This window comes from Streptomyces sp. AC1-42W (assembly GCF_003248355.1).
Lineage (GTDB): Bacteria > Actinomycetota > Actinomycetes > Streptomycetales > Streptomycetaceae > Streptomyces.
Genome location: NZ_QKWY01000003.1, coordinates 115,123 through 137,123 on the forward strand (window position 1 = coordinate 115,123; position 22,001 = coordinate 137,123).

General features: G+C 71.8%; 28 protein-coding genes and 1 pseudogene. 14 read left to right on the forward strand and 15 right to left on the reverse strand.

The genetic code is table 11. From position 1 onward, the window contains the following. Positions 1 to 6: 6 nt before the first annotated feature. Positions 7 to 1,362: an RNA-guided endonuclease InsQ/TnpB family protein gene (locus DNK56_RS33380; protein WP_199563574.1), complete on the reverse strand. Its 1,356-nt coding sequence runs from the start codon at positions 1,360 to 1,362 to the stop codon at positions 7 to 9. Positions 1,363 to 1,385: 23 nt separating this feature from the next. Here DNK56_RS33380 and tnpA point away from each other — a divergent pair, with 23 nt between their 5' ends. Continuing rightward, complete coding sequence (gene tnpA, locus DNK56_RS33385; protein WP_111331333.1) at positions 1,386 to 1,814, forward strand: IS200/IS605 family transposase; 429 nt, start codon at positions 1,386 to 1,388, stop codon at positions 1,812 to 1,814. Positions 1,815 to 1,912: 98 nt separating this feature from the next. Here tnpA and DNK56_RS33390 read toward each other — a convergent pair whose 3' ends face one another. Both DNK56_RS33390 and DNK56_RS33395 read right to left on the reverse strand, forming a co-directional pair. Next, the gene (locus tag DNK56_RS33390; RefSeq protein WP_111339804.1) at positions 1,913 to 2,308 is read right to left on the reverse strand and encodes an AAA family ATPase; all 396 of its coding nucleotides are present in this window, start codon (positions 2,306 to 2,308) and stop codon (positions 1,913 to 1,915) included. 30 nt (positions 2,309 to 2,338) lie between these two features. Beyond that, positions 2,339 to 3,169 (reverse strand): AraC family transcriptional regulator, encoded by an 831-nt coding sequence (locus tag DNK56_RS33395; protein ID WP_111339805.1) that lies wholly within the window; start codon positions 3,167 to 3,169, stop codon positions 2,339 to 2,341. A gap of 66 nt (positions 3,170 to 3,235) precedes the next feature. Here DNK56_RS33395 and DNK56_RS33400 point away from each other — a divergent pair, with 66 nt between their 5' ends. Next, positions 3,236 to 4,072, forward strand: coding sequence for an alpha/beta fold hydrolase (locus DNK56_RS33400; RefSeq protein ID WP_111339806.1), 837 nt, complete (start codon positions 3,236 to 3,238; stop codon positions 4,070 to 4,072). Positions 4,073 to 4,121: 49 nt separating this feature from the next. Here DNK56_RS33400 and DNK56_RS33405 read toward each other — a convergent pair whose 3' ends face one another. Together DNK56_RS33405 and DNK56_RS33410 are read right to left on the reverse strand one after the other, a co-directional pair. Continuing rightward, positions 4,122 to 4,517, reverse strand: a complete 396-nt coding sequence (locus tag DNK56_RS33405) for an SRPBCC family protein (RefSeq protein ID WP_111339807.1) — start codon at positions 4,515 to 4,517, stop codon at positions 4,122 to 4,124. Between the two features lie 3 nt (positions 4,518 to 4,520). Next, positions 4,521 to 5,138, reverse strand: a complete 618-nt coding sequence (locus DNK56_RS33410) for a CGNR zinc finger domain-containing protein (RefSeq protein ID WP_111339808.1) — start codon at positions 5,136 to 5,138, stop codon at positions 4,521 to 4,523. 171 nt (positions 5,139 to 5,309) lie between these two features. On the opposite strand from DNK56_RS33410, the gene DNK56_RS33415 reads away from it, so the two are divergent. Both DNK56_RS33415 and DNK56_RS33420 read left to right on the forward strand, forming a co-directional pair. Next, positions 5,310 to 5,633 carry an acyl carrier protein gene (locus tag DNK56_RS33415; RefSeq protein WP_111339809.1) on the forward strand — a complete coding sequence of 108 codons (324 nt, stop codon included), beginning with the start codon at positions 5,310 to 5,312 and terminating at the stop codon, positions 5,631 to 5,633. A gap of 416 nt (positions 5,634 to 6,049) precedes the next feature. After that, positions 6,050 to 6,403 carry a beta/gamma crystallin domain-containing protein gene (locus DNK56_RS33420; protein ID WP_111339810.1) on the forward strand — a complete coding sequence of 118 codons (354 nt, stop codon included), beginning with the start codon at positions 6,050 to 6,052 and terminating at the stop codon, positions 6,401 to 6,403. A gap of 31 nt (positions 6,404 to 6,434) precedes the next feature. Here the strand turns inward: DNK56_RS33420 and DNK56_RS33425 are convergent, their stop codons facing one another. Beyond that, entirely contained in the window at positions 6,435 to 6,890 is a 456-nt protein-coding gene (locus tag DNK56_RS33425) for a VOC family protein (RefSeq protein WP_111339811.1), read from the reverse strand. 97 nt (positions 6,891 to 6,987) lie between these two features. On the opposite strand from DNK56_RS33425, the gene DNK56_RS33430 reads away from it, so the two are divergent. Beyond that, positions 6,988 to 7,467, forward strand: a complete 480-nt coding sequence (locus DNK56_RS33430) for a nuclear transport factor 2 family protein (RefSeq protein ID WP_111339812.1) — start codon at positions 6,988 to 6,990, stop codon at positions 7,465 to 7,467. A 29-nt stretch (positions 7,468 to 7,496) separates the two neighbouring features. Here DNK56_RS33430 and DNK56_RS33435 read toward each other — a convergent pair whose 3' ends face one another. After that, positions 7,497 to 8,342: an SDR family NAD(P)-dependent oxidoreductase gene (locus DNK56_RS33435; protein WP_111339813.1), complete on the reverse strand. Its 846-nt coding sequence runs from the start codon at positions 8,340 to 8,342 to the stop codon at positions 7,497 to 7,499. A gap of 155 nt (positions 8,343 to 8,497) precedes the next feature. On the opposite strand from DNK56_RS33435, the gene DNK56_RS33440 reads away from it, so the two are divergent. Next, entirely contained in the window at positions 8,498 to 9,193 is a 696-nt protein-coding gene (locus DNK56_RS33440; protein ID WP_158558565.1) for a TetR/AcrR family transcriptional regulator, read from the forward strand. Positions 9,194 to 9,271: 78 nt separating this feature from the next. Beyond that, positions 9,272 to 9,751 carry a DUF2871 domain-containing protein gene (locus DNK56_RS33445; protein WP_111339815.1) on the forward strand — a complete coding sequence of 160 codons (480 nt, stop codon included), beginning with the start codon at positions 9,272 to 9,274 and terminating at the stop codon, positions 9,749 to 9,751. Here the strand turns inward: DNK56_RS33445 and DNK56_RS33450 are convergent. Then, on the reverse strand, positions 9,735 to 10,925 hold the full coding sequence (locus tag DNK56_RS33450; protein WP_111339816.1) for an alpha/beta hydrolase family protein: 1,191 nt from the start codon (positions 10,923 to 10,925) through the stop codon (positions 9,735 to 9,737). The genes DNK56_RS33445 and DNK56_RS33450 overlap by 17 nt on opposite strands. Before the next feature lie 424 nt (positions 10,926 to 11,349). Between DNK56_RS33450 and DNK56_RS33455 the strand changes: the two genes are divergently transcribed. Further along, positions 11,350 to 12,159, forward strand: a complete 810-nt coding sequence (locus DNK56_RS33455) for a DUF11 domain-containing protein (protein ID WP_241990221.1) — start codon at positions 11,350 to 11,352, stop codon at positions 12,157 to 12,159. A gap of 78 nt (positions 12,160 to 12,237) precedes the next feature. On the opposite strand, the gene DNK56_RS33460 is transcribed toward DNK56_RS33455, so the two are convergent. Beyond that, positions 12,238 to 13,011, reverse strand: coding sequence for a glycosyltransferase family 2 protein (locus tag DNK56_RS33460; RefSeq protein ID WP_111339818.1), 774 nt, complete (start codon positions 13,009 to 13,011; stop codon positions 12,238 to 12,240). 114 nt (positions 13,012 to 13,125) lie between these two features. Further along, positions 13,126 to 13,755 (reverse strand): hypothetical protein, encoded by a 630-nt coding sequence (locus tag DNK56_RS33465; protein ID WP_111339819.1) that lies wholly within the window; start codon positions 13,753 to 13,755, stop codon positions 13,126 to 13,128. A gap of 225 nt (positions 13,756 to 13,980) precedes the next feature. Between DNK56_RS33465 and DNK56_RS33470 the strand changes: the two genes are divergently transcribed. Then, complete coding sequence (locus DNK56_RS33470) at positions 13,981 to 15,024, forward strand: SGNH/GDSL hydrolase family protein (protein WP_111339820.1); 1,044 nt, start codon at positions 13,981 to 13,983, stop codon at positions 15,022 to 15,024. A gap of 47 nt (positions 15,025 to 15,071) precedes the next feature. Here the strand turns inward: DNK56_RS33470 and DNK56_RS33475 are convergent, their stop codons facing one another. The 4 genes from DNK56_RS33475 to DNK56_RS33490 form a co-directional block, all read right to left on the reverse strand. Continuing rightward, positions 15,072 to 15,347, reverse strand: a complete 276-nt coding sequence (locus tag DNK56_RS33475; protein WP_146610542.1) for a hypothetical protein — start codon at positions 15,345 to 15,347, stop codon at positions 15,072 to 15,074. A gap of 117 nt (positions 15,348 to 15,464) precedes the next feature. Beyond that, positions 15,465 to 15,833 (reverse strand): hypothetical protein, encoded by a 369-nt coding sequence (locus DNK56_RS33480; RefSeq protein ID WP_111339822.1) that lies wholly within the window; start codon positions 15,831 to 15,833, stop codon positions 15,465 to 15,467. 83 nt (positions 15,834 to 15,916) lie between these two features. Beyond that, complete coding sequence (locus DNK56_RS33485; RefSeq protein WP_111339942.1) at positions 15,917 to 16,864, reverse strand: LysR family transcriptional regulator; 948 nt, start codon at positions 16,862 to 16,864, stop codon at positions 15,917 to 15,919. A gap of 64 nt (positions 16,865 to 16,928) precedes the next feature. Next, the gene (locus DNK56_RS33490; protein ID WP_158558564.1) at positions 16,929 to 17,888 is read right to left on the reverse strand and encodes a DMT family transporter; all 960 of its coding nucleotides are present in this window, start codon (positions 17,886 to 17,888) and stop codon (positions 16,929 to 16,931) included. Positions 17,889 to 18,079: 191 nt separating this feature from the next. On the opposite strand from DNK56_RS33490, the gene DNK56_RS33495 reads away from it, so the two are divergent. The 5 genes and pseudogenes from DNK56_RS33495 (at position 18,080) to DNK56_RS33515 (ending at position 21,163) form a co-directional block, all read left to right on the forward strand. After that, a complete protein-coding gene (locus DNK56_RS33495; RefSeq protein WP_241990222.1) occupies positions 18,080 to 18,412 on the forward strand; it encodes an ArsR/SmtB family transcription factor in 333 nt (110 codons plus the stop codon). A 157-nt stretch (positions 18,413 to 18,569) separates the two neighbouring features. Beyond that, positions 18,570 to 19,808 (forward strand): MFS transporter, encoded by a 1,239-nt coding sequence (locus tag DNK56_RS33500; RefSeq protein ID WP_111339824.1) that lies wholly within the window; start codon positions 18,570 to 18,572, stop codon positions 19,806 to 19,808. 50 nt (positions 19,809 to 19,858) lie between these two features. Continuing rightward, positions 19,859 to 20,224 (forward strand): annotated as a pseudogene (locus DNK56_RS33505) (SgcJ/EcaC family oxidoreductase); the annotation flags it as partial. Between the two features lie 31 nt (positions 20,225 to 20,255). Continuing rightward, positions 20,256 to 20,504: a hypothetical protein gene (locus DNK56_RS33510; RefSeq protein ID WP_241990236.1), complete on the forward strand. Its 249-nt coding sequence runs from the start codon at positions 20,256 to 20,258 to the stop codon at positions 20,502 to 20,504. Positions 20,505 to 20,668: 164 nt separating this feature from the next. Beyond that, positions 20,669 to 21,163 carry an anthrone oxygenase family protein gene (locus DNK56_RS33515; protein WP_111339825.1) on the forward strand — a complete coding sequence of 165 codons (495 nt, stop codon included), beginning with the start codon at positions 20,669 to 20,671 and terminating at the stop codon, positions 21,161 to 21,163. Positions 21,164 to 21,223: 60 nt separating this feature from the next. Here the strand turns inward: DNK56_RS33515 and DNK56_RS33520 are convergent, their stop codons facing one another. Beyond that, entirely contained in the window at positions 21,224 to 21,850 is a 627-nt protein-coding gene (locus DNK56_RS33520) for an anthrone oxygenase family protein (RefSeq protein ID WP_111339826.1), read from the reverse strand. Between the last annotated feature and the right edge of the window lie 151 nt (positions 21,851 to 22,001).

A 22,001-nucleotide genomic window follows, 5' to 3' on the forward strand; every position in this document is an offset into this window, starting at 1 on the left:
TGAAGCTCACTCCCTCGTGAACGAGGGAGATTCCCGCCTGGCTTGCGCCGGTGGGTTGGACGGCTTACGCCGCCTGACGACTGCCCTCCCGGCAGCCGGGATGACCACGGTGTGGCCGATCCGGTACAGGTGCAGGATGTTCCGGGCCGCGTTCTCGTCGGCGTTGCCGGTCCATCCGCACATGCTGTTCTTGCACACGAACGTGGCCTGGTCCTCGCGGCTGCCGGGTGTGACGAGCCCGCAGGCGTGGCAGCGCTGGGAGGTGTACGGGGCCGGGACCTTGACCAGGGTGCCCCCGTTTCGGGCGGTCTTGTACCCGAGCATGGTCATGGTCCGGCCCCATGCCTCTTGGGCTATGGAGCGGTTCAGTCCGGCCTTGGCCGCGACGTTCCTGCCCGGCTCCTCGATGGTGCCCTTGGCGCTCTTGGTCATGTTCGTGATGTGCAGGTCTTCCACCACGATCACGCCATACGTGCGGGCGAGCATGGTGGTGGTCTGGTGCTGCCAGTCGGTTGCTCGTCGCGTGGCTGTTGCTCGGAGTCTGCCGATCCGGCGGTACACAGCGCGCAGGCGGCCTGAGAACTTCTCTCCGCGCTTGCGGTGCTGCTTGAGACGTGCGGCGTGCTGCTCAAGGCGGAGCAGCACGGTTTTTTCCTTCTCGGTGAGCCACTTGTCCCGGTCGGCGGTGCCGTCGGGAAGGCGCGGCGCGTGGCTGTGGTCCTGGTGGTTGCCGTCCGATAGGGCGAGGGGGAGGTTCACGCCGAAGTCGATGCCGATCTCGGGACCGGTGTGCGGGGCCGGGACGGCCTCTCGGGTCTGGACGCGGAAGGCGATGTGCCAGCCGAGCGAGTCCTTGACCAGCCGTGCCCCGGTGATCCGGTTGTCGGTGTCGGCCCGCTTGCCGATGGGAAGGTCGCGGGTCCAGCGGAACCGGACCCGTCCGATCTTCGGGATCTGGGCCTCGCCCCAGCGGCGGTTGATCCGAACGATGTTCAGATCCCGGCCCTGCGGCACGTCCACCGTCAGCGGAGTGCGGATGCGGGCCTTGAAGTTCGGCTCGTCCGCCCGTCCTTCCCAGCAGTTCTTCCATGCCTGGAAATACGTCTTGAGGACGGCCTGTGCCGCCTGTGCGGGCAGCACACCGAGCCAGTCGATCTCTTTGCGGGCCTGCCGGATCGCCTCGTCCGCAGCCTTCAAGTCGCGGCGGTACTTCGGCGTCATCGTCCAGAAGTCGTGCAGCAGGTTCCACGTCGTACGCGCCGCGTGGCCCTGGTCGTCCATGAGCCGGACTTGCGCAGGAGTGAGCGCCAGTCGGGCGCGGTGCCCGAACTGCCGCTTCTCGTACGCGATTTCCTGACCCATGATCTTCACCCTAGCATAGGTTTATGTCACCACGATGGAACCCCAATCCCGATGTACGCACAGGACGTCACGTCGTCTACAACTTGCACGTCCACTTGGTTTTCGTAACGAAGTACCGACGCAAGGCCATGACCGACGCCATGCTGACGCGGTGCGAAGAGATCATGCGGGAGGTGTGCAGCGACTTCGAGGCCGAGCTGAAACAGTTCAACGGCGAGGACGACCACGTGCATCTCCTGGTGCACTACCCGCCAAAGGTCCAGCTCTCCAAGCTGGTCAACAGCCTCAAGGGAGTCTCGGCCCGGCTGCTGCGCAAGGAGTACGACAGCCACGTGCGCCGATATCTGTGGGGCGGACACTTCTGGTCCGGCTCCTACTTCGCAGGCTCCTGCGGCGGCGCACCGCTGACCGTGGTCAAGCAGTACATCGAGAACCAGAAGCGGCCCGTCTGACCGTTGCCCCGGAGGCTCGCAGCGAACTCCGGCGCTGCGCGCCTCCGCGCCAAGGGTGGCCTTCACCCCCGCCCTGAAGGGCGGAGCACTGGCCAAGATCAGAGGTAGATCTCCGGCCAGGGCGGGGCGATGAGCACGCGGCGGTGGTAGCGGAACGTCTCGGCGGCGGTGTGGACGTGGTCGGGGACCGGCAGCCCCTCCAGCCGCAGATAGCCCACGACGTCCGGGACACCCCGGTCGAAGAGGACCGGCTCCGCCGACCCGGCGGCCATGCGGTAGGAGCGCAGTTCCCAGCTGAGCATCAGTTCGGCGAAGAGCGCGCGATCGGCCCAGGGCAGCGCGGGGCCGCCGATCGCCATCTGGTCCCGGATGACGCCGCGCCCCGCCTCGACGGAGCGCGCGTACCCCATCCCGTGCAGGTGGTCGATCAAGGTGCTCTTTCCGGAGCCGGGGCCTCCGGTAATGACGACGAACCGCTCCGACTCCGGAGTCATACGACGCGGCCTCTTCCTCTCCCGTGTCCCTCAGCGGCCCGGCCAGGCGATCGGGTCCACGGCGAGGAACGGTTCGCGCGCCACCGCCGCCGGGGTGGCCCCGGTGAACGCCATGACCTCCCGGTGGAGGTGGGGCTGGTCCGCGTAACCCGTTTCGGCGGCCACCCGGGCCGCGCCCTCGCCCGCGACCAGGCGGTGGGCGGCGTGGTCGAAGCGGATCAGGCTCGCCGCGCGTTTGGGAGCCAGGCCGAGCTGGGAACGGAAGCGGGACCACAGCCGCTTCCGGCTCCAGCCGACCTCGGCGGCGAGTTCCTCGATCCGGACCGTGCCGTGCCCGGCGGTGATCCGCTGCCAGGCCCGCGCCACCTCGGGGTCCACCGGCGGCCGGGCCGCGTACCGGCGGGCGAGCAGGGCGTCCGCGAGCGCGAAGCGGTCCTGCCAGGAGGGGGTTTCGCCGAGCCGTTCCCGTATCCGCGACGCCTCGCGGCCCCACAGGGCCTCCAGCGGGACCACGGTGCCGTCGAGTTCGGCGGGAGGGACGCCGAGCACCGCGCGGGCGATCACCGGGGACAGCCGCACCTGTACGCACTCGACGTTCTCCCCGCGCGCCCGCACCGCTCCCCCGGAGCCGAGTCCGGGGCCGGCCACGAGGCAGCCGCGTTGCGGGTCACCGGTCGCGGAGTCGAGGACGGGGGCACCGGCGCCGAATTCGAGGAGCAGCGTGACCGCCGGATGCGGGACCATGCGCAGCGCGTCCAGGTCGTGCACGCGGAACCCTGCCATGGTGACTCCGGCCACCCGGCTGGGCCGCTGGGGACGGGCGATGTGCCACACGGCCGTGCCGTGCGTGAACGTGTGCACCCTCCCATGCTACGAGGCGGAACATTCGTCCAATACGCGGGCGGAGCAGGTGGCGACAGTGGGTTCATGACTGCTTCTGAGAGCACGACCGAGTTCTCGGCGGTGACGCTGCACGACGGCGACACCCTCCATGTGTGCCAGGACGGGCCCCGCGAGGCCCCGGCGCTCCTGCTCATCCACGGGTCGGCGTCCTCCGTGCGCTCCTGGGACGCGCTCGTCCCGCTGCTGACGCGGAACGGGGCCCGCGCGCACCGTGTCGTACGGGTCGATCTGCTCGGGCACGGCCGGTCGGACAAGCCGGACGACGGTTCGTACGCGATCCCGGACCAGGCGCGGCGGGTCGGCGAGGTGCTGGACCGGCTGGGGGTCGGGCGCGCCGTGGTGGTGGGCCACTCCAGCGGTGGGGTGACGGCCACGGCGCCGGCGGAGCGGCGGCCCGAGCTGGTGTCGGCGCTGGTGCTCGTCAACACGGGGCCCGGCCTGGGCGCGTTCACCGGCCCGGACGCGCAGGGTTCTGCGGGTCCCGTACGGTGGCCGCCGGACGACGAGCAGATCCGGCAGCTCGCGAGCACAGGTTTCAGCCGCCCCGGCTACCGGGTACCGGACGCGCTGCTGGACGAGGTACGCGCCATGACCGCGCACAGCTTCGCCGCCACGATGCGGGGCACGCTCGCCTATATGTCGGAGCGGGCGCTGCCGGAACGGCTGGCGGTGCTCGGCAAGCCGCTGCTGGTGCTCTTCGGCGCGGACGACCGCCGCTGGCGCTCCTCGTCGGCCGCCGACTACCGCGTCGTCCCGGGCTCCCGTGTGGAGCTGCTGGCGGGGCTGGGGCACTCGCCGATCCTGGAGGACCCGCCGCAAGTCGCCGGCCCCCTGCTGGACTTCGCCGCGCTGCACGGCTGAGGGGGCGGGCGAGATCCGGTGAGGGGACGGCCGGCTCACTGTGCGCCCGTCACGGGCGGTCCAGGGCGGCCTCCACCTCGTCCATCACCTGCTGCCAGTGGGCCCGCCGGTGTTCGCGTTCCTCCGCGCTCGACAGGTGCTCCTGGTGGAAGCGGAGCATCGTACGGGCGCCGTCCGCCGCCGGGGTCATGGCCAGTTGGAGGGTGGTGGTGCCGTGGGTGACGCGGATGCGGTCCCCCGGGCGGTAGCCGCGTACCTCGCCGGTCACGCCCGCCGCCGTGCGGTACGGCGCGCCGCGCTCGGGGGTCAGGTCCGTGTCCGAGCCGAGCCAGAGGGCGAGTCCTTCGGGGCCGCTCATGAAGTCCCAGACGACGGACGGGGGGTGGGGCAGGGTGCGGGACACGCCGATCTGCCAGCCCGCGTCCCTGGTGAGTCCGGTGGTCATCGGTCATCCTTCCTCGGAGTGGCGGGCGCGCAGCGCCCTGACCTTGTGTCGGTTGCCGCAGTGCTCCATCGAGCACCAGCGGCGGCGGCCGGGGCGCGAGGTGTCCACGTAGATGAGGTGGCAGTCCTCGGCGGCGCAGGTGCGGATGCGGTGGGCGTGGGGGCCGGTCAGCAGCTCGACGGCGTCGCGCGCGACGGTGGCGGCCAGCGCCGTGCCCTGCGGGGCGCCGGCCCAGAGGCGGCGGCCGTCCGGGCCGATGGCGGGCGCCAGGGCCGGGCGGGCGGCGACCTCGTTGATGACCGCCAGGTCCGCGACCGGGTGCGGTTCGCCGCGTGTGTGTGCGATGACCACCCGGAACAGCGCGTCGCGCAGCCCCCGCAGCAGGGCCACCTCCGTCGCGGAGACGGCCGGTTCGGGGGTCGGGGTGAGCCGGGAGCGCTCCGCCCAGGCGAGGACGTCGGCGGGCTCGTACAGCACCTCGTACCGCTGGTAGGGGCCGGGGCCGCCGGTGGTCAGCAGCTCCAGGCACAGGGCGCCCGGGTCGAACCGGTACGCGACCCCCGTGGTGGAGCGCAGCGTCAGACCGGGCGACCGCGACTCCGTTCTCTCCGCAGCATTCATGTAACCACTATAAACGGTTACACCGACAACGCCAGGGGCAGCGGGCCGCCTCCGCCGTACCGCCGCGCGAGCGGTCGTCCAAGAGAGCTCAAGCGCGAACCGGCAGCGTGACGGACGTGCACGGGCTCGCACGCGGCCAGAAGTCCCGGCAGCCGGAAGGAAGTCCACCCCATGTCACAGACACCGTGGAACGCGAAGTTCGAGAAGATCCTCCAGCAGGGGTTGCCCGGCCTTGGCCAGGGGAAGACACCCGACCCCGATGCCCCGATGGAGAGTTACGGGCTCGACTCCATGGCCCTCATCGCCCTGGTCGGCACCCTCGAATCGTCGTACGGGGTCAGCCTCGCCGGCGAGGTCGTCGTACCCGTGCACACCCTCACCGCAGGGCAGCTCTGGGGCATCGTCTCCGCCGCCCTCCAGCCGTCCTGGGACGCCGGGCTGTACCCGTCGTCGGACATCTCCACCCACGGGCGCACCCCCTGGGCCGTCGCCTGACCCGGCGCCCGGTCCCGCCCTCGCCCGTACGGCGTGCGGCCGCGCGCACAAGTGGCCCGCCCGTGCAGGATCGGGCGGGCCACGGAGAGGGAGCCTCCGGTCGAATCGATCGACCTGTGTGTCACAGGGCCCACCCTGCCGAAGGCGCCTGGAGCGCCGCCGGAGTACGCCGGGAGCGGGAGCGCCGGGAGCGCCGGGAGCGGCACGCTGCCCGGCGCTCCCGTCTCCTTCGTTTCGGCTGATTGGGTCGGAAATCGGCGGTTCCCCGGCGCCTGCCGTGCCCGTCGGCACCGGGGCCACAAGATCGACTTCGGGCCGGCTCGCGGCCCGGCGGGGCGGAGGCCGGTGTGCCGGCGTCGCCTCGTCACCGATACGGCCGGGCCGCGCGCCCGGCCCGTACGTACCAAGGAGATCTCGTGATCGCACAGGGCAAGCGGATCGTCGGCTCCCTGGCCATGGCGCTCGCCGCCGCGGCCTCGCTCACCGTCGCCGTACCCGCCGGGTCCGCCTACGCCATCGACCACGTGGAGTGCGTCGGCGGCGCGGACTTCCTGAAGATCTACTCCCACCTCGACGGCCGTCAGAGCGTGGACTGCTACGCGAACGCGGGCCGGACCGACTTCGGCGGCTGGTGGGCCGACCGGATCTCCACCGGGAACAACGACCTCATCTACTACGACGTCAACGGCGACTCCGTGCGGATCAACCGCTGGACGGACATCACGTTCCCGAACAACCCGCCCCGGATCAAGAGCATCCAGATCCTCTGATCCGGGGCCGGACAAGCACCGGCCGACCCGCTCAGACGACGTCGAACTCGTTGCCCTCGGGGTCCAGCATGGCGGCGGCGTAGAACTCCATGTCCGGTTCCTCCCTGATCCGCGCCACCGTGGCACCGGCCTCGACCAGCCGGGCCACCGTGGCGTCCACCCGTTCCTTGCGGACGGCCACCGGGACGGCGCGGCCGCCCCCGACCTTGAGGTCGAAGTGCCACCGGTTCTTGACGGCCTTCGCCTCCGGGACCCGCTGGAACCACACCCGCGGCCCCCGCCCCGCCGGGTCGATGATCGACTCCGGTATGTCCCCCGCTCCGGGCGGCAGCTCCTCCGCCGGCACCCCCATGTCCTGCCAGTACGCCCGCCACGAGGCATGGCCGTCCGGCGCGGGCTCGGGCACGTAACCCAGGGCGGGGGCCCAGAAGGCCACCATCCGCTGCGGATCGGCGCAGTCGATCGTCAGTTGCACTTCCACGTCCATGCTCCCGAGCCTCGCAGACGGGTCTGACAACGGGCGGGAAGCGCCTTGACCGGAAGCGCCTTGACCTCAAGTCCGCTTGAGGCATGAGGCTTGCGCCATGGATACCGAAGAAGCGCGGCGACAGCTGCGACACCTGACCGACCGTGCCGAGATCACCGATCTGCTGGACCGCTACCTCCACTCCCTGGACCACGGGGTCTTCGACGAGGAGTGGGCGCGCAGGTTCCACACCGAGGACGTCACCGCGGAGATGCCCATCGGGACCGTACGCGGCCGGAGCGCCGTCCTGGAGCGCATTCGGCAGGGCATGGCCCTGTTCGACCGGACGGTGCACATGGGCACGAATGCCGTCATCGAGATCGACGGCGACCGGGCCACCGCCAGGGGCACCCAGCTGAGCACCCATGTCCTCGCGGACGGCTCGGAGAACCTGTTCGTCTCCGCCGGGCATACGGACGCCGAGCTGGTGAGGACGCCGGAGGGCTGGCGGATCTCCGCCTCCGCGCTCCGGGTGGTGTGGACGCGGGGTACTCCGCCGCGCCTGCCGCAGGACTTCGCCCTGGCCTCCGCCGGCTGAGAAGCCGTCGACGAGGGCCTGAGCCCTGATCAGGAGGCGTCGGCCGCCACGAGGAGCCTCCGGGTGAGGTGGTGCAGACGCAGGGCCGCCTCCGGGTCGAACGCCTTGCCCTTGAGGGGGAGCCGACGGGTGGTGCGGTAGGCCGTGTACGCGTCGTGCGGCGGTTCGGCCAGGAGGCGGGCCATGGGGGCGACCGCCTTGTCCACGGATGTGGCGAACAGGGCGAAGGACGCCCTGGTGAGGGTGCGCATCGGCTGCGGGAGGTGATCGGGCATGCCGGTGGCCACGACGCCGGGGTGGTAGCCGATCGTACGGACGCGGGTGCCGGGGTGGACGGTGGCGAAGGACGCGCCGAGCAGGTCGTTGGCCCGGAAGGACTGGAGGGTGGCCCTGGTGCCGCCGTAGTGCCGGGTGAGCTGCGGGTCGTCCCAGTGGATGCGGCCCAGGGGGACGCCGGGGGTGCCGACGTTCATGACGACGGGCCGGGGCGCGGCCTCCAATGCGTCGTGCAGTCCGTGGCTCAGGACGAACCGGCTCAGGTAGGCGAGGGCGAAGCTGTGCTCGAACCCTTCTTCGGTGACCGTGCGGGGGCCGAAGAGGCGGTAGCGCTGGGCGCACAGGACGAGTGCGTCCACCGAGGGGCAGGTGGCGCGGATGCGGGTGACGAGTTGTCTGGTCGCCGCGACGGAGGTCAGGTCGGCCCGCAGGAAGACCACGCGGTCGCCCGCTCGGAGGGCCTCCGCCTGCGCGAGCAGGGCCTGCCCCTTGGCCGGGGTGCTGCCGACGGCCAGGACGCGCGCGCCCTGGCTCAGGCAGTGGAGGGCGAGCCCCTTGCCGAGTCCGTCGGTGCCTCCGGTGATGACCACGGTCTGCATCCTGGCTCCCTCCGTCGCGGGCGCGGGCGGCGGATCGGATGCACGGCCCGGCGCCGCGGAGACGCTATGCGGATATCCCTTATCCGCTTACGGGGACCGCAGCACGGAACCGGATATGCTCTATCCGGTTCATCGGTTGGTACGAGGAGACGTTCATGGGCGGTCGGGCGGAAGGCGACGGAGCGGCTGCCGAAGGCGACGGAGCGGCTGCGGCGGGCGCGCGCCCGCTGAGGCGGGACGCCGAGCTCAACCGCCGGCGCATCCTGCGGGCCGGGCGCGAGGTGTTCGCCGTACGGGGCCTTCAGGCGACGCTCAACGATGTCGCGCACCACGCCGGGCTGGGGGTCGGCACGGTCTACCGGAAGTACCGCGACAAGCAGACGCTTGCGGAGGCCGTCTTCGGGGAAGAGCTCGACGACATCGCGGCGATGGCCCGCGCGGCACGGGACGAGCAGGACGCCTTCGGGGCGCTGGCCGGGTTCCTCGAAGGCGCCCTGGCGCGGGCCGCGCACAACCGGGGGCTGCGCGAACTGATGCGCCGGGGCGACGCCGAGGGCCCCGGCCTCGTACGCGCGCGGCAGGAGATCATGGCGCACTGCGCGCATCTGGTGGCGCGCGCCCGCGCCGAAGGCACCCTGCGCGACGGGGTGACCGAGGCCGACATCGCCCCGATCGCGGCGATGATCGACGTCGTCATGGCGCTGCCCGCCGGCGAGCCCGGGGGCGAGCCGTGGCGCCGCTACCTCACGATCCTCCTCGACGGGCTCCGCGCCCACCCGGATCAGGCCCCGCTCCCCGGCGACACGGTGTGCTCGAAAGGGGCTGGAGAGGAGATGGAAAGGGGCTGGTGACGCGCCCCTGGGAGAAAGGGGTGAGTGCTTGTATGGCCTGGTCCGAACGGTAGTCGAGCCGGGGAGTGGGGCGCCGTCATGCGGAAGTCGTATTACGCAGCGCACGTCTACATGATCGTCGGAGTGATCTCCGGGCTTTTCTACCGGGAGTTCACGAAGCACGAGGACTTCCACGGCGACACGCAGCTGGCGCTGACGCACACGCATCTGCTGGCGCTGGGCATGCTCGTCTTCCTGATCGTGCTCGCGCTGGACAAGGTCTTCGGGCTCTCCGGCTCGAAGCTGTTCACCGCGTTCTTCTGGTTCTACAACCTCGGCATCGCCCTCTCGACCGCCATGATGGGCGTCCACGGCATCCTGACCGTGCTCGGCCGCAGCGAGGACGAGATCGCCGAGGTCGTACCGCTGACGGCGGGGCTCGGGCACATTCTGCTGACGGTCGGGCTGATCCTGCTCTTCGTCCTGCTCGGCAAGCGGGTCAACGAACACGTCAAGCCGGCGGCCGCGCCGGGCGAACCGGCTCCGACGACCGCCGACCCCGCTACGGCTGGAACGTGACCTCCGGGTTGTCGGCGGTCGGGCCGGCGAGCAGCCGCTGCGGTACGCCCTTGAGGTGGAGGTCGAAGAAGGCGGCCACGTAGTCGCGGGTGATGTCGCCGGAGCGGTCGGCGGGCAGCGGGGCCGAGGGGTCGACGATGCCCAGTTCGGCGGCGAGCAGCGGCAGGTCGGTGAAGGTGAAGTGGCCCGCGTCGGCGACGGTCAGCCACCGCTTCCAGCCGTCGAGGCGCTGCCAGTCCCGGTCCCAGGTGGTGTCGAAGGTTCCGCCGGAGGCGTGGTCGGCTTCGGTGCCGAGCATCATGAACGGGCGGCCGCCGAGCCCGGTGGCGGGGACGGGGTCGAAGAAGGTGCCGTCCATGTTCACGCCCGCGCGCACGCGCCGGTCGGCGGCCATCGTGGACGCGGCGGAGTCGCCGCCGATGGAGTGCCCGGCCATGCCGACGCGCCGCCGGTCGATCATCGAGGCGTACCGCCAGGCGGGGTGACGGCCGGTCAGCCGGTCCAGCAGGAACGACACGTCCGCCGCCCGCCCCCGTGCGACCTCGGCCAGGCCCGCTTCCCCGGTGCGCTCCACGTAGTCGCAGGCGGCGCACGGGAGGACGCGTCCGCCGGGGAAGACGGTGGCGGTGGACTCGTGGGCGTGGTCGACGGCCGCGACGACGTAGCCGCGGGCGGCCAGGTCCGTGGCCAGGGCGGTGAGCGTGAAGCGGCTCTGCCCGAAGCCGGGTGACAGGACGACGAGCGGGAACCGCCCGCGTACGGGCTTCGCACCCGTACGGGCGTACGTCTCGGTCGCCCCGATCACCTCCGGCGCGACGAGCCCGCCGAGCCCCCGCGATTCGAGGAGCAGTCGCGCCTCACGCGTGCTCATGTACGGGGCGGGCGCCCCGCTGCCGGGCCGCGCGGGGTAGAACACGGACACCAGCAGCTCGCGTGCGCCGGCCGCCGGCACGTACGGGTCGGTGCGGTCGGCGTCCCGCAGATGCAGGGTGCTCCTCCCGACCCCGTACGGCCCGCTCGGCGCGGGCAGCCGCAGTTGCGGCGCGGTGACGGAGGCAGCGGTCGCGGACCGGCTCACGTCGGTCGGCGGTGCGGCGACGGCGGGCGTGACGGCGGCCGCGCCGAGGGCAAGGACAAGGAACGAGGCGGCGACACCGCGTCGGCGAGTTCTCATGAACCCGACGCTATGACCACCCCGCCTCTCTCAACGTCCGCCCGGGGGACGCCATGTGGTACCTCCGGGGTCGCACGGACGGCAAGTGCGTCGTACCAGGGGCCTACCGGCACGGCCGGGCTCACCCGGTGCCCGCAGCACCGGTGCGCGCTCCGGCGTACGCCAAGTCGTCGGCTTTCGCGGCCGGTTCGGGCGTGTCCTGTACGCCGGGCCGGTCGTTGCCCCGGCAAGGGGAGGGAGGACGCGAGGCAACTCCAGGCCGATCGTCGGCAGTGCGCCCACCGGCCCCGACACCGACACCGCTCGTCGCAGACCTCGAAAGGGAGTACCGCCGATGAAACGATTCGTCTCTTCTCCGCACCGCCCCCGGCCGCCGCGCGGACCGGCCCGTGCGTGGGCTCTGTTCGTGGCGACCCTGCTCGCCGTGGCAGGCACGCAGTTCGCGCTCGCTCCGGCGTACGCGGTCTCGCACATCAGCGTCTCGTCCACCACGGTGGCCGCCGGTGAGACCCTGACCATCGACTTCAACGGCACCGCGGACACCCCCAGGGCCGGTGCCGGTGAGAACTTCTACGCCGGTTCCACGAGCCTCGGTTCCCTCGACGCGTTCACGTCGATCGAGTCGTGCGGCGGCAACACCGCGCCGTGCGTCGAGCTGGCGGGGTACGGGCCCCGGGTGCCGCTCGGTGATCTGGCCGGCGGGGAGGCGTTCAGCGGCTCGATCACGCTGCGCGTCGACCCGGAGACCCCTGCGGGCACGTTCGTCCTGCGCTACCAGCTCTACGCCAACGGCGGCGAGGCCACCGCGAACGGCCCCACCATCACGATCACCAACACACCCGCCGAGGCGGACCTGAGCGTGCGCCTGGACGCACAGCCGAGGGTCGGCATCCTGGCGCCCTACCTCTCGTACACCCTCCGCACCCACAACAACGGCCCGGAGACGGCCACCGCGGTCACCGTGACCGCGACGCTCCCGGCGGGGAGGACCGTCACGGACCTCTCCCCCGGCTGCACCGCCGCCCCGGGCACGGTCACCTGCACCTACGCGGACCTCGCGGACGGCGCCGACGCGGTCGCCACGTTCCGTGTCCCGATCGGCATCCTCGACATCGGCACCAGCCATGTCACCGCCGTCCGTACCGCGTCCTCGCCGAACGACCCGAACCCGGCCAACGACCAAGACGACACCACGTGCACGACCCTCTCCATCGCCCTGGCCAGTTGCGCCTGACGTGAAGCCGCGACCGCGGCCCTGACCCCGCGCCCACCGGGCGCGGGGTTCCCGGGGCCCGTACGTCCGGGATACGCCTCAGATCCGCGAGTTGCGCAGCGACTGCCACGCCGCGCCCGCCAGGGCCCGTGTCGCCCTCGGCACCGACAGGTGCTCGTGCTCGCGGTAGAGGGACCAGTTGTACTTGACCAGGGACATCTTGTTGGAGGACAGCGAGGTCGCCTGGCCGGCCCGGTACACCGCGAGCGGCTCGGCCAGGCCGCGGGCGTCCGCGCCGTCGCGCATGATCGACAGCCACAGCGCGTAGTCCTGGCGCTTGCGCATCTCCGGCATGAGCCGGGTGCCCAGCGCGTTGCGGTCGTACATGGCGGTGAGCGCGCCGATGTAGTCGCGGCGCAGCATCGCGCGGTAGTCCACGTGGGCGCGGGCGCGGATCACCCGCCCGTTGGGCACCCAGTCGACGCTCTCGCCGGCATGGTCGGCGTCCATCTTGTAGTAGCTCGTGAACGTCAGCGGCGCGGTGCCTCCGGCGGCGAAGGCGAGCTGCTTCTCCGTCTTCTCCGGCAGCCACATGTCGTCGGAGTCGAGGAACGCGACGTAGTCGCCGCGGGCGCGCTCCATCGCGAGGTTGCGGGCCCGGCCCGCGCCGCCCCGCTCGGGCGCCGTCCGCGGCAGTACGCGTTCGTCCTGGGCGGCCAACTCGCGCAGCAGGTCCATCGACTCGTCGGAGGACTGGTCGTCGGTGATCAGCAGCTCCACGTCGGTGTGCGTCTGGGTGAGCACCGACCGGACGGCCGCGCCGAGGGTGGCCGCCGAGTTGTAGACGGGCATCACGACAGACACCAGGGGCACAGCGCTTCTCCTCGCGAGATCAGGGGCAACGGTTCATTCAAGCATTACGGCGAGTGAGTACCGACCCCGCCCACCTGCGGGGTAGCACGCGGCCCGCCGCGCGGGCGGTGACCGCTACTCGCTCACCCCGACGATCCCCCAGCCCCGCCGGGCCGCCTCGGCCAGGACGTATCCCCAGCCGGTCAGGAGGCGTACGAAGGAGTCGAAGTCGGGTATCCAGCCCTGCGGCTCGGCGGTGTACCGGTCGAAGGGCGCGCGCAGTACGTCGAGCCGGGGGCGTACGCGCTCCCAGGTCGCGAGCAGTTCCCGTACGCGCTCCGGCGCGCACACCACCAGTACGCCGTAGGAGACCTCGGGGTCGTCGGTGAAGAACGCGCGGCCCTCGCACTCCCGCTCGTCCTCGAAGTCCGGTCCGTCCCAGGTCAGCCCGCCCAGCAGCGTGTCCAGCTCCGCGCGCAGGGCCGGGTCGGCGTGGTCGCGTACGTTCTCCCACGCCTCCCCCGCCCAGAAGTGCGGCTTGAACGAGCCGCAGGTGCCGGGGAACTCGTACACGCCGAAGTACGCGCTGTGCGGCCCGCGCGGCCACTCCCAGCCGCCGTCGCCCGCCGGGGCGGGCCGGTCCCGGTCCCAGAACCCGGTCCGGTCGTCGTACCAGGCGTCCCGCAGCCGTGGCAGCCGCTCCCGCGCGGGCAGCTCCCCCAGCCACGACCAGTCGGCGATCAGTGTGGTGATGTCGAGGCCCATGCGGCGAGCCTATCGACGGGGTCCCGGCGCGCCGGGGCCCGGCGGCGTCAACCCGGACGGCCGACAACTGCGCGATAGATCTGACGATTTACCCCGATTGGGGATGATTGGCCCGATTCGCTGCCCGAGCGGGCGGGCTGGATGGATGATCACTGGCGAGATACCCCGCCCCGGCGGAGCCGACCGGCCCCGGGGCGCCCTTCCCCCACATCCTGGAGCACAAACATGCGACACCGTGTGTCACGCCTGCGTACACGCGCCCTGGCCGTCGGACTCGCCCTGGCGGCGTCCGCGCTGCTGCCCTCCGGCTCCGCCGGTGCGGCGGACTCGTACGAGTGGGCCGCGCTGGGTGACTCGTACACCGCCGGCGTCTTCATCGGCGCCCCGCAGCCGCCGCTCGGCGACGCCTCGCGGGACGGCTGCGACCGCACCGAGAACGCCTATCCGGACCTCGTGGACCGGGAGCTGGCCGAGTTCCCGCCGGGCAAGCCGGTCAACCTGACGAACGTGAGCTGCGGCGGCGCCGTGACCTCCGACATCGCCAGGACCCGGCAGACCCCGATCAGCCCGGTGCAAGCGCCCGAGGGCGGCTGGCCGGCCGTGGACACGCAGATCAAGCGGGCCGGTCTCGACGAGGAGACGGACGTCGTCACGATCGGCGTCGGCGGCAACAGCCTGCCGTTCGCCGGCATCCTGACCACCTGTCTGGAGAAGGGCACGCTCGGCCAGTCCTGCCGCGACTACTTCACCGACCCGCCCGAGGGCGAGGAGAGCATCACCGAAAAACTCGCCAGGGTGCAGGACGAGTACATCGAGATGCTCGCCGAGGTGCACCAGGCCGCGCCCAACGCCAAGGTCGTCACCGTCGGATACCCGGCCGTCCTCCCCGAGGACAGCGGCGACTGCAACCGCCTGGCGCTGACCGAGCTGAGCCTGATCACCCATGCCGACGTCGACTGGCTGCGCGACGACGTCCTCAAGCCGCTGAACAGGACGATCCAGCAGGTGAGCGGCTTCTTCGGCGACCGTTACGTGGACGTCTACTCCTCCAGCGAGGGCCATGACGTCTGCCAGCCCGCGGACACCAAGTGGGTCGAGGGCATCTGCGGCGACGCGGAGAACTTCTGGCCGGCCGCGGTACCCGGCATCCCGCTGAACTGCGCCGTCGTCGGCAAGAAGCTCACCCTGGTCCACCCCAACGCCGAGGGCCACGCCAACACGGCGGCCCACGTCGAACGCGCCATCCGCATCTCCCTGCTCGAACGCTGACCCGCTCGTGGCGGCCGCTGTGGAACGGACGCGGAGAAGCAGCGGTGTCAGGCGCGAAGGACGGCCACCAGCTGCCAGGCGCCCGCAGCGTGCACCAGCGCGCACGTCCCCCAGGCGCCCGCTCCCCGCATCCCGTGGCGGATGACGGATATCCAGCCGACCGCCACGAGAAGGGCCGCGACAGCCCACAGGGTCCAGGAGATGACGAGCCACGGAGTGGAGGGTTCCGTGAGCAGGTTGATCGCCGCAAGCGGTGCGAGCACCAGCAGTGGCAGGGCCCAGGTGGCCTCGGTGGTCGTGCTGGGGGATGCCGTCGAGGTCACGCGGAACACTCCGTCTCCGTGGAAACCACGGCCACTTGATCGGCCGGCCGGGACGACCACGCTACCTTCCGGCCGGCCGGTGCCGCCCGCGCGCGGGCCGGTGTGGCAGGGGCCCGGTTACCGGGCCGAGACGACGCGGTAGCTCAGTTTGGCCTGGGGGAGGTTGCTCTGGGTCAGGGTGCCGCTGGACCAGGTGTTGCCCGTGCAGTCGGCGCCGGAGTAGAGCAGGACCGACGCGGAGCCGTTGACGATCTGGATCGAGCGGACCGGTTCGGCGGTGGTGTGGCAGGTGCCGAAGTCGCCGAGGTCGGGGTGAAGGGCGGTGCCGGTGCCGTTGGCGCCCGTGTAGAGGGCGGCGCCCGGCTGCAGGGGCGGCCACCCGGCGGCGTTCGCCGTGCCGGTGCCGAGGACGGCGAGGCCGGTCAGCGCGGCTGTCATGGTCGCCGTCGCGGCGACGGTGCGGAGCTTTGCGTTGCGGGGGAGCATACGACCGCCTTCTGGGTACGGGGACGCCCTGTACCGGGGAGCACAGGGGCCGATCGGTACGACCGCCCGAGATCATTGCACGCTCAACCATTTTTGGGCAGAGGGGCGACCCACCCCGGCACCCACGTCCCCGCCGGGTCCGCCGGGCTCACCGCGGCCGACAGGTACGCACGCAACGTGCCCAGCGCCGGGCGCGGGTTGTCGCGGTGGTGGAGGAGGGAGTGCGGGTAGACCGGCGTCGGCGCGGTCACCGGGATACGGCGCAGCCCGTGGCCGGCGGGCCAGATGAGGCGGGAGTGCTCGCCCATGAAGGTCGCCAGGGCCGGGGTGTCCGCGATGGTGTCCAGCAGCGCGTCCGAGCCGAAGTTGGGGCCGGTCGCCTCGATGGTGAGCCCGAACTCGGCGACCAGGTCGTCGTAGTAGGCGCCCCACTCGGTGCCGGGGGCGATCCCGGGCATCCAGATGCGGTGCCCGACGAGTCCGGCGAGGGTCACCGACGGCGCGTCGGCCAGCGCGTGGGCCGGGCCGGTCAGCAGCTGGAGGGGTTCGTCGAGGACGCGGATGGCCTCGATGTCGTCGGGCAGCGGCCGGCCGGGCGCGGCGACCGCGCGGAAGGTGGCGTCGAGTTCGCCGGAGCGGAGGGCGGCGACCGCCGTATCGATGCCGGGGAGCATCAGCACGTCCAGTTCGACCTCGGGATGCGCGCGGTGGAAGCCGCGCATCACGCCCGACTGGGCGCTGCGCGAGGCGATGACGTCGACCCGCAGCGGTCGTCGGCCGGGGCGCACGGACGCGCCCGCCCGCTCGGCCGCGCGCAGCAGTTCGCGCGCGTGGGGCAGGAACGCCCGGCCGTCGATGGTCAGCTCCGCACCACGCGGGGCGCGCGTGAACAGCCGTACGCCGAGGGCCTGTTCCAGCGCGGCGATCCGCTTGGAGACGGCTTGCTGGGTGACCGCCAGGTCGACGGCCGCCTTCTGGAACTGCCCCGCCTCGGCGACGGCGACAAAGGTGCGTACGGCTTGAAGGTCCACACCGGCCACCCTAGGGGCGTCCGACACAATCCCCGCGGCGGCGCTCACCTTCCCCGTCCCGGTTTCACGCCGCCGTGGTCAGGGTCTTTCCGGTCGGCGCCGCGGCGGGGGCGCGGCGGGCGGCGCGGCGGCTGTAGAGGTTGTTGGCGATGACCGCGGCAAGGGTGAGGGCGACGCCCGCGAGTTCGGCCGCGGTGGGCCGGTGGCCCCGTACCGCTTCGATGGCGAAGGCGGTGAGGGGGACGAGGTTGATGAACAGGACGCCGTTGGCGGGGCCCAGGGTGCGGGTGGCGTGGTTGAAGGCGAGGATCGCGACGGCGGTGGCGGGGACGGCCATGTAGAGGATCTGCCACCAGCCGGCCGCGTAGTCGGCGGCGGACGGGGTGGGAATCCAGCCCGCGAACCCGGCGGTGAGGGTGACGGCGGCGATGGTGAGGGTGCCCAGGACGCTGGTGAGAGCGGTGTAGCGCAGGACGGAGAAGGACGGGAAGCCGACGGCGCCGGTCGTGTAGACGACCCAGCCGATGACGCCGGCCAGGATGACGAGCCCGCCGGCGCCGATGCCGCCGGTGAAGACGGCGAGCGGGTTGCCGTTGCCCAGGACCATGGCGACGCCGGTCAGGGCGAGCAGGACCAGGCCGAGGGTGACGCCGGTGGGCCGCTTCCCGGTGCGGGTCCACATCACGATGACCGTGATGGCGGGCATCGCGGCCATGATCAGCGAGGCGGTGGGGGCCGGGGTGGACTGGAGGCCGACATAGGTGAGCAGGTTGAAGGCCGCGAAGCCGAGCGAGCCGAGCCCCCAGAGCTTCAGCAACCTGCCGTCGGTGCGCAGCGCGGCGCGGCCTTCGACGGCCAGCAGGGCGAGCACGAAGATCGCGGAGCCGAGGGCGAAGCGGGCCAGGGTGAGGTGGAAGGGGTCCACATGGACGAAGGCGGACTTGGCGACGGCGAACATGCCGCCGAAGGCGAGGGCGGTGACCAGCCCCCCTGCGGCTGCGGCGGCGGTCTTCATCTCGGCCATGAGGTCTCCCAGCGGTTCGGCACGGACGGGTGCGAGCCCGTCGGACTGTTCGTGTGTTCGCTCTTTGGCGAACACGCGGGTTAACGTATACATCTGACCGGGAGCCGGTCAACAGGTATTCGCCAACCGACGAACACTCAATCGCCGCACACCGTTCCGCACAACCGTTCCGAACTGGGAGAACCGCTGCCGTGAAGCCGCTCCAGCACCCCCGTGCCGAGGACATCAACATCTATGCCGTGCTCCACGCGCTGGCCGAACCGGCCCGTATGCAGATCGTGCGGACCCTCGCCGCGGCCGGCGGCAAGCCGTGCGGCACCTTCGGCATCAACCTGAGCAAGTCGACCCTGTCCGCGCACTTCAAGGTGTTGCGCGAGGCCGGGATCATCCGCCAGGAGACGGCCCCGGGCAACTCCCGCCTCAACACGCTGCGCCGGGCGGAACTCGACGCCCGTTTCCCCGGCCTGCTCGCCTCCGTGCTCGACGCGGTCGACCGGACGGAGCCCCCGCTCCCGGCCGCCTGACTCCTCTCGCGGGCGCCCACCCTCGCGTACAACCACTGGTTGTCCAGAACCGCCGGATCGGTTGTTTGACCTGCGCTCGCACCACCCGGTTGGCTCGCTCCGGACACTGACGGGTTGTTCGAGTTGTTCGGTCGAGGGTGCGAGGAGCGCGCTGCGCATGGTGGGCGGGAGACGGCTGGGGCGGCGTTTCGGGTGGCTGTGGGCGTCGTACGCGGTGAGCGCGTACGGGTCGGGGCTGGGGTTCGGGGCGCTGCCGCTGATCGCCGTCCTGGTGCTGGACGCCGGGCCCGCCGAGGTGTCCGCGCTGTCCGCCGCGGGGCCCGCGGTGGGGGCGCTGATCGCGGTGCCGCTCGCGCCGTGGGTGGAGTTCCGGCGCAAGCGGCCGGTGATGATCGGGACGGACCTGGTCCGGTTCGCGGCCATGGCGTCGGTGCCGGTGGCGTACGCCTTCGGGGTGCTGGGGTTCGCGCAGCTGCTGGTGGTCTCGGCGGTGATCGCGGCGGCGAAGATCGCGTTCGGCGCGGCGAGCGGCGCGTTCCTGAAGGCGCTCGTCCGGCCGGAGGACCTGCTCGTCGCCAACGCCCGCTTCGAGTCGACGAACTGGAGCTCCATCGCGGTGGGCCCGCCGCTGGGCGGCGCGGCGATCGGGGTGTTCGGGCCGGTCACCACCGCGCTGGCCGACGCCCTCAGCTATCTGCTCTCCGCGCTCGGCCTCGCCGCGATCGGGGGCAGGGAGGCGGCGCCGGAACCGGCCGGGCGGAGTCCGCTGCGCGCGGGGGCGCTGCTGGCCGGCTGGCGGCACATCCTGGGCCATCCGGTGCTGCGGGCGCTCTACCTCAACCAGGTGCTCGTCGCCGGTCTGATCATGGCCACCGAACCGCTGCTCGCCGTGCTTCTGCTGCGCGAACTCGGCTTCCCGCCCTGGCAGTACGGCCTCGCCTTCGCCGCGCCGTGCCTGGGCGGGCTCATCGGCTCCCGGCTGGCCCGCCGGGTCGTCGCCCGGCACGGCCGCGACCGGGTCTTCCGGACCGTGGGCACCCTGCGCGCGGTCTGGCTGATCGGGCTGGTCCTGGTGCGGCCGGGCGTCGTCGGGCTGGTCACGGTGATGGCGGTCGAGCTGGCCATCATCGTCAACATGAGCCTGTACGGGCCGGTGCTGTCCACGTACCGGCTGGAACACACGCCCCATCATCTCGTCGCCCGCACGCTGACGGCCTGGACGATCGGCCAGCAGGCGGCCGTCGCCGTCCTGACCGCGCTCGCCGGGCTGCTCGCCGGGATCACCGGCCCGCGCACGGCCCTCGCGGTCGCCGGGCTGCTCATCCTGGCCACCCCGCTGCTGCTCCCCCGGCGGGAGCGGGCACCCCGGACGGCCCTCGACCTCAACCGGACTTGATCGCGACCGGACTTGATCTCAAGCGAACTTGAGGTTGCAGGATTCCCGGCATGGACACCGATACCGAAACACGCGCACACACCGCCGACCTCGAAGCGATCCGCGAGGTCGTCGCCACCGTCGAACGCTCCCAGCAGCGCAAGAACCCCGACGCGTTCCTGGCCCTCTTCCGGCCCGACGCGGTCTGGACGACGGCCCACGGCAAGGTCCTCATCGGCATCGACGCGATCTCCGCGTTCACCCGGACCGTGCTGCCCGCCGCCGACTGGGCCGGGCAGGTCACCTACGAGGTGGCCCACATCCTCTTCATCCGCCCGGACGTCGCGGCGGTCAAGATCCGGCAGCGCTACCTGGCGCCGGAGGAGGAGAGCGAGGGCGCTCCGCTGTACGTGATGAGCCGGGGCGACGACGACCGGCGACAACGCGTACGGGCCAGGGCTCGACGTCGTGGCCGAGGGCCCCGCCCTGCGCGTCGCCGAGCGCGGGACCCTGGAACGGCTCGCGGAGCTGTGGATGGCGAAGATCGGATGGCCGTACGACGTGGTCGAGGACGGCTTCCGACACCACCCGGAGGGCCCCCAGCCGGAGACCTCCGAGGCGCCCGGCGCGGTCGTCCCGGTGTTCGCGGTCCGCCCGGTGAAGATCCTCGCGTTCGGCCGTGGCGAGGCGTTCAGCCAGACCCGCTTCCGGCCGTGAGGCGCTGGGCCACCCGCGCAGGCTCCCACAATTACGCCCCGCCGCCGCAGGCACCCTCGTACGCTGGACCCCTGCACTTGACCTTCCTGTTGCATTCCCTTTGCGCAGAGGAGAGTTGACTTGCGCAGGCACCGCCGTACCGGCAGAAGCTGAGGGGTCAGGCAATGGAGATCGCACAAACGCTCGCGCTCATCGCGGCCACCGTGACGACGGGGCTGGTCAGCGGACTGTTCTACGGCTTCGCCATCTCCGTGATGCCGGCACTGCGCGGGGCGGGGGACCGTACGTTCATCGATGTGATGCAGCGGGTCAACGTGGCCATCCTCAACGGGTGGTTCGTGCTCGGCTACATCGGGGCCCTGGTGTTCACCGGGCTCGCGGTGGGGCTCCAGTTCGGTGGCGGGGACCGGGACGCGGTGGTGCCGACCGTCGCGGCGCTCGTCTGCTACATCGCGTCGATGGGGGTGACCAGCCGGCTGAACATCCCGCTGAACAACGCGCTGGACGCGGCGGGCCCGGTGGACGGGATCGCCCGGCCTGAGGCGGTGCGGGCGGAGTTCGAGGGGGCCTGGGCGCGGGGGAACGTGCTGCGGACGCTGCTGTGCATCGCCGCCACCGGGCTGCTGTGCTGGGCCCTCGTCCTCAACGGCGGCAGCTGATACGCGCGGGAGGGCGGGTACGGGGCCCGTGCCCGTACCCGCCCTCCCCGGGGCGCCGGCTCAGCGGCCGGCGGACAGCAGCGCTTCCGCGCGGCCGTGCAGCTTGGCGGCGTACGCCGCGCAGCCGAGGGCCGCCGTGGTGAGGAGCGTACGGAAGATGTTGACGGTCTCCCAGGTGCCCTTGAACTTGTCGACCAGGGAGAAGTCGTGGATCTTGGCCGGGTCGCCGAGGTCGGCGAGCTGGTTGTTGAGCGGGATCTCGACGCCCATCGTGAGCATCAGGACGACGAGGTAGAGGACGGCGGCGAGACCGGCCCACAGGGCGATGGTCTTCCGTCCCCGGCGGAACTCCAGGAACGCGGCGAGGCCCGCGGCGACGATGGCCCCCATGAAGATGAGCGCGAACAGGCCGTTGCCGTCGATCATCGCGTTGAACTGCTGCATCGCGGTCACGTAGGTGCGGTCGTCGGTCTTGGCGAGGCCTGGCATGACGGAGACGTCGTAGGCGAAGAACAGGCCGGCCATGAGCCCGAGCGTGATCACCGAGATCATGTGCAGCCAGCCCGCGGCCTTGTTCGGGCGGTCCTCCCGCGGCGGCACGGGCGCGGCGGGCTGCCCCCACGGCTGCTGGTACGGCGCCTGCGCGCCGGTGGGGCTCTGCTGCTGCGGGTACTGATTGGGTGTCATCGGTACGTCCTCGCTCTTGTCCGGTTCGTAAGTAGGGTGCCGAGGCGCGCTGTTGACGAGGATAGAGGTGCTTTTGCTCCCGCCGCGGGCGCGGAGGCCGCCCTGGACAGGATCACCAGCGTTCCTCCAGCGAACGTCGAGCGATACTCGA

Excerpts from the sequence above, each read along its gene's own strand:
- DNK56_RS33380 (WP_199563574.1), bottom strand. The coding sequence starts at position 1,362 with ATGGGTCAGGAAATCGCGTACGAGAAGCGGCAGTTCGGGCACCGCGCC.
- tnpA (WP_111331333.1), top strand. The coding sequence starts at position 1,386 with ATGTCACCACGATGGAACCCCAATCCCGATGTACGCACAGGACGTCAC.
- DNK56_RS33390 (WP_111339804.1), bottom strand. The coding sequence starts at position 2,308 with ATGACTCCGGAGTCGGAGCGGTTCGTCGTCATTACCGGAGGCCCCGGC.
- DNK56_RS33400 (WP_111339806.1), top strand. The coding sequence starts at position 3,236 with ATGACTGCTTCTGAGAGCACGACCGAGTTCTCGGCGGTGACGCTGCAC.
- DNK56_RS33405 (WP_111339807.1), bottom strand. The coding sequence starts at position 4,517 with ATGACCACCGGACTCACCAGGGACGCGGGCTGGCAGATCGGCGTGTCC.
- DNK56_RS33410 (WP_111339808.1), bottom strand. The coding sequence starts at position 5,138 with ATGAATGCTGCGGAGAGAACGGAGTCGCGGTCGCCCGGTCTGACGCTG.
- DNK56_RS33415 (WP_111339809.1), top strand. The coding sequence starts at position 5,310 with ATGTCACAGACACCGTGGAACGCGAAGTTCGAGAAGATCCTCCAGCAG.
- DNK56_RS33425 (WP_111339811.1), bottom strand. The coding sequence starts at position 6,890 with ATGGACGTGGAAGTGCAACTGACGATCGACTGCGCCGATCCGCAGCGG.
- DNK56_RS33430 (WP_111339812.1), top strand. The coding sequence starts at position 6,988 with ATGGATACCGAAGAAGCGCGGCGACAGCTGCGACACCTGACCGACCGT.
- DNK56_RS33435 (WP_111339813.1), bottom strand. The coding sequence starts at position 8,342 with ATGCAGACCGTGGTCATCACCGGAGGCACCGACGGACTCGGCAAGGGG.
- DNK56_RS33440 (WP_158558565.1), top strand. The coding sequence starts at position 8,498 with ATGGGCGGTCGGGCGGAAGGCGACGGAGCGGCTGCCGAAGGCGACGGA.
- DNK56_RS33445 (WP_111339815.1), top strand. The coding sequence starts at position 9,272 with ATGCGGAAGTCGTATTACGCAGCGCACGTCTACATGATCGTCGGAGTG.
- DNK56_RS33450 (WP_111339816.1), bottom strand. The coding sequence starts at position 10,925 with ATGAGAACTCGCCGACGCGGTGTCGCCGCCTCGTTCCTTGTCCTTGCC.
- DNK56_RS33465 (WP_111339819.1), bottom strand. The coding sequence starts at position 13,755 with ATGGGCCTCGACATCACCACACTGATCGCCGACTGGTCGTGGCTGGGG.
- DNK56_RS33470 (WP_111339820.1), top strand. The coding sequence starts at position 13,981 with ATGCGACACCGTGTGTCACGCCTGCGTACACGCGCCCTGGCCGTCGGA.
- DNK56_RS33480 (WP_111339822.1), bottom strand. The coding sequence starts at position 15,833 with ATGCTCCCCCGCAACGCAAAGCTCCGCACCGTCGCCGCGACGGCGACC.
- DNK56_RS33490 (WP_158558564.1), bottom strand. The coding sequence starts at position 17,888 with ATGGCCGAGATGAAGACCGCCGCCGCAGCCGCAGGGGGGCTGGTCACC.
- DNK56_RS33500 (WP_111339824.1), top strand. The coding sequence starts at position 18,570 with ATGGTGGGCGGGAGACGGCTGGGGCGGCGTTTCGGGTGGCTGTGGGCG.
- DNK56_RS33515 (WP_111339825.1), top strand. The coding sequence starts at position 20,669 with ATGGAGATCGCACAAACGCTCGCGCTCATCGCGGCCACCGTGACGACG.
- DNK56_RS33520 (WP_111339826.1), bottom strand. The coding sequence starts at position 21,850 with ATGACACCCAATCAGTACCCGCAGCAGCAGAGCCCCACCGGCGCGCAG.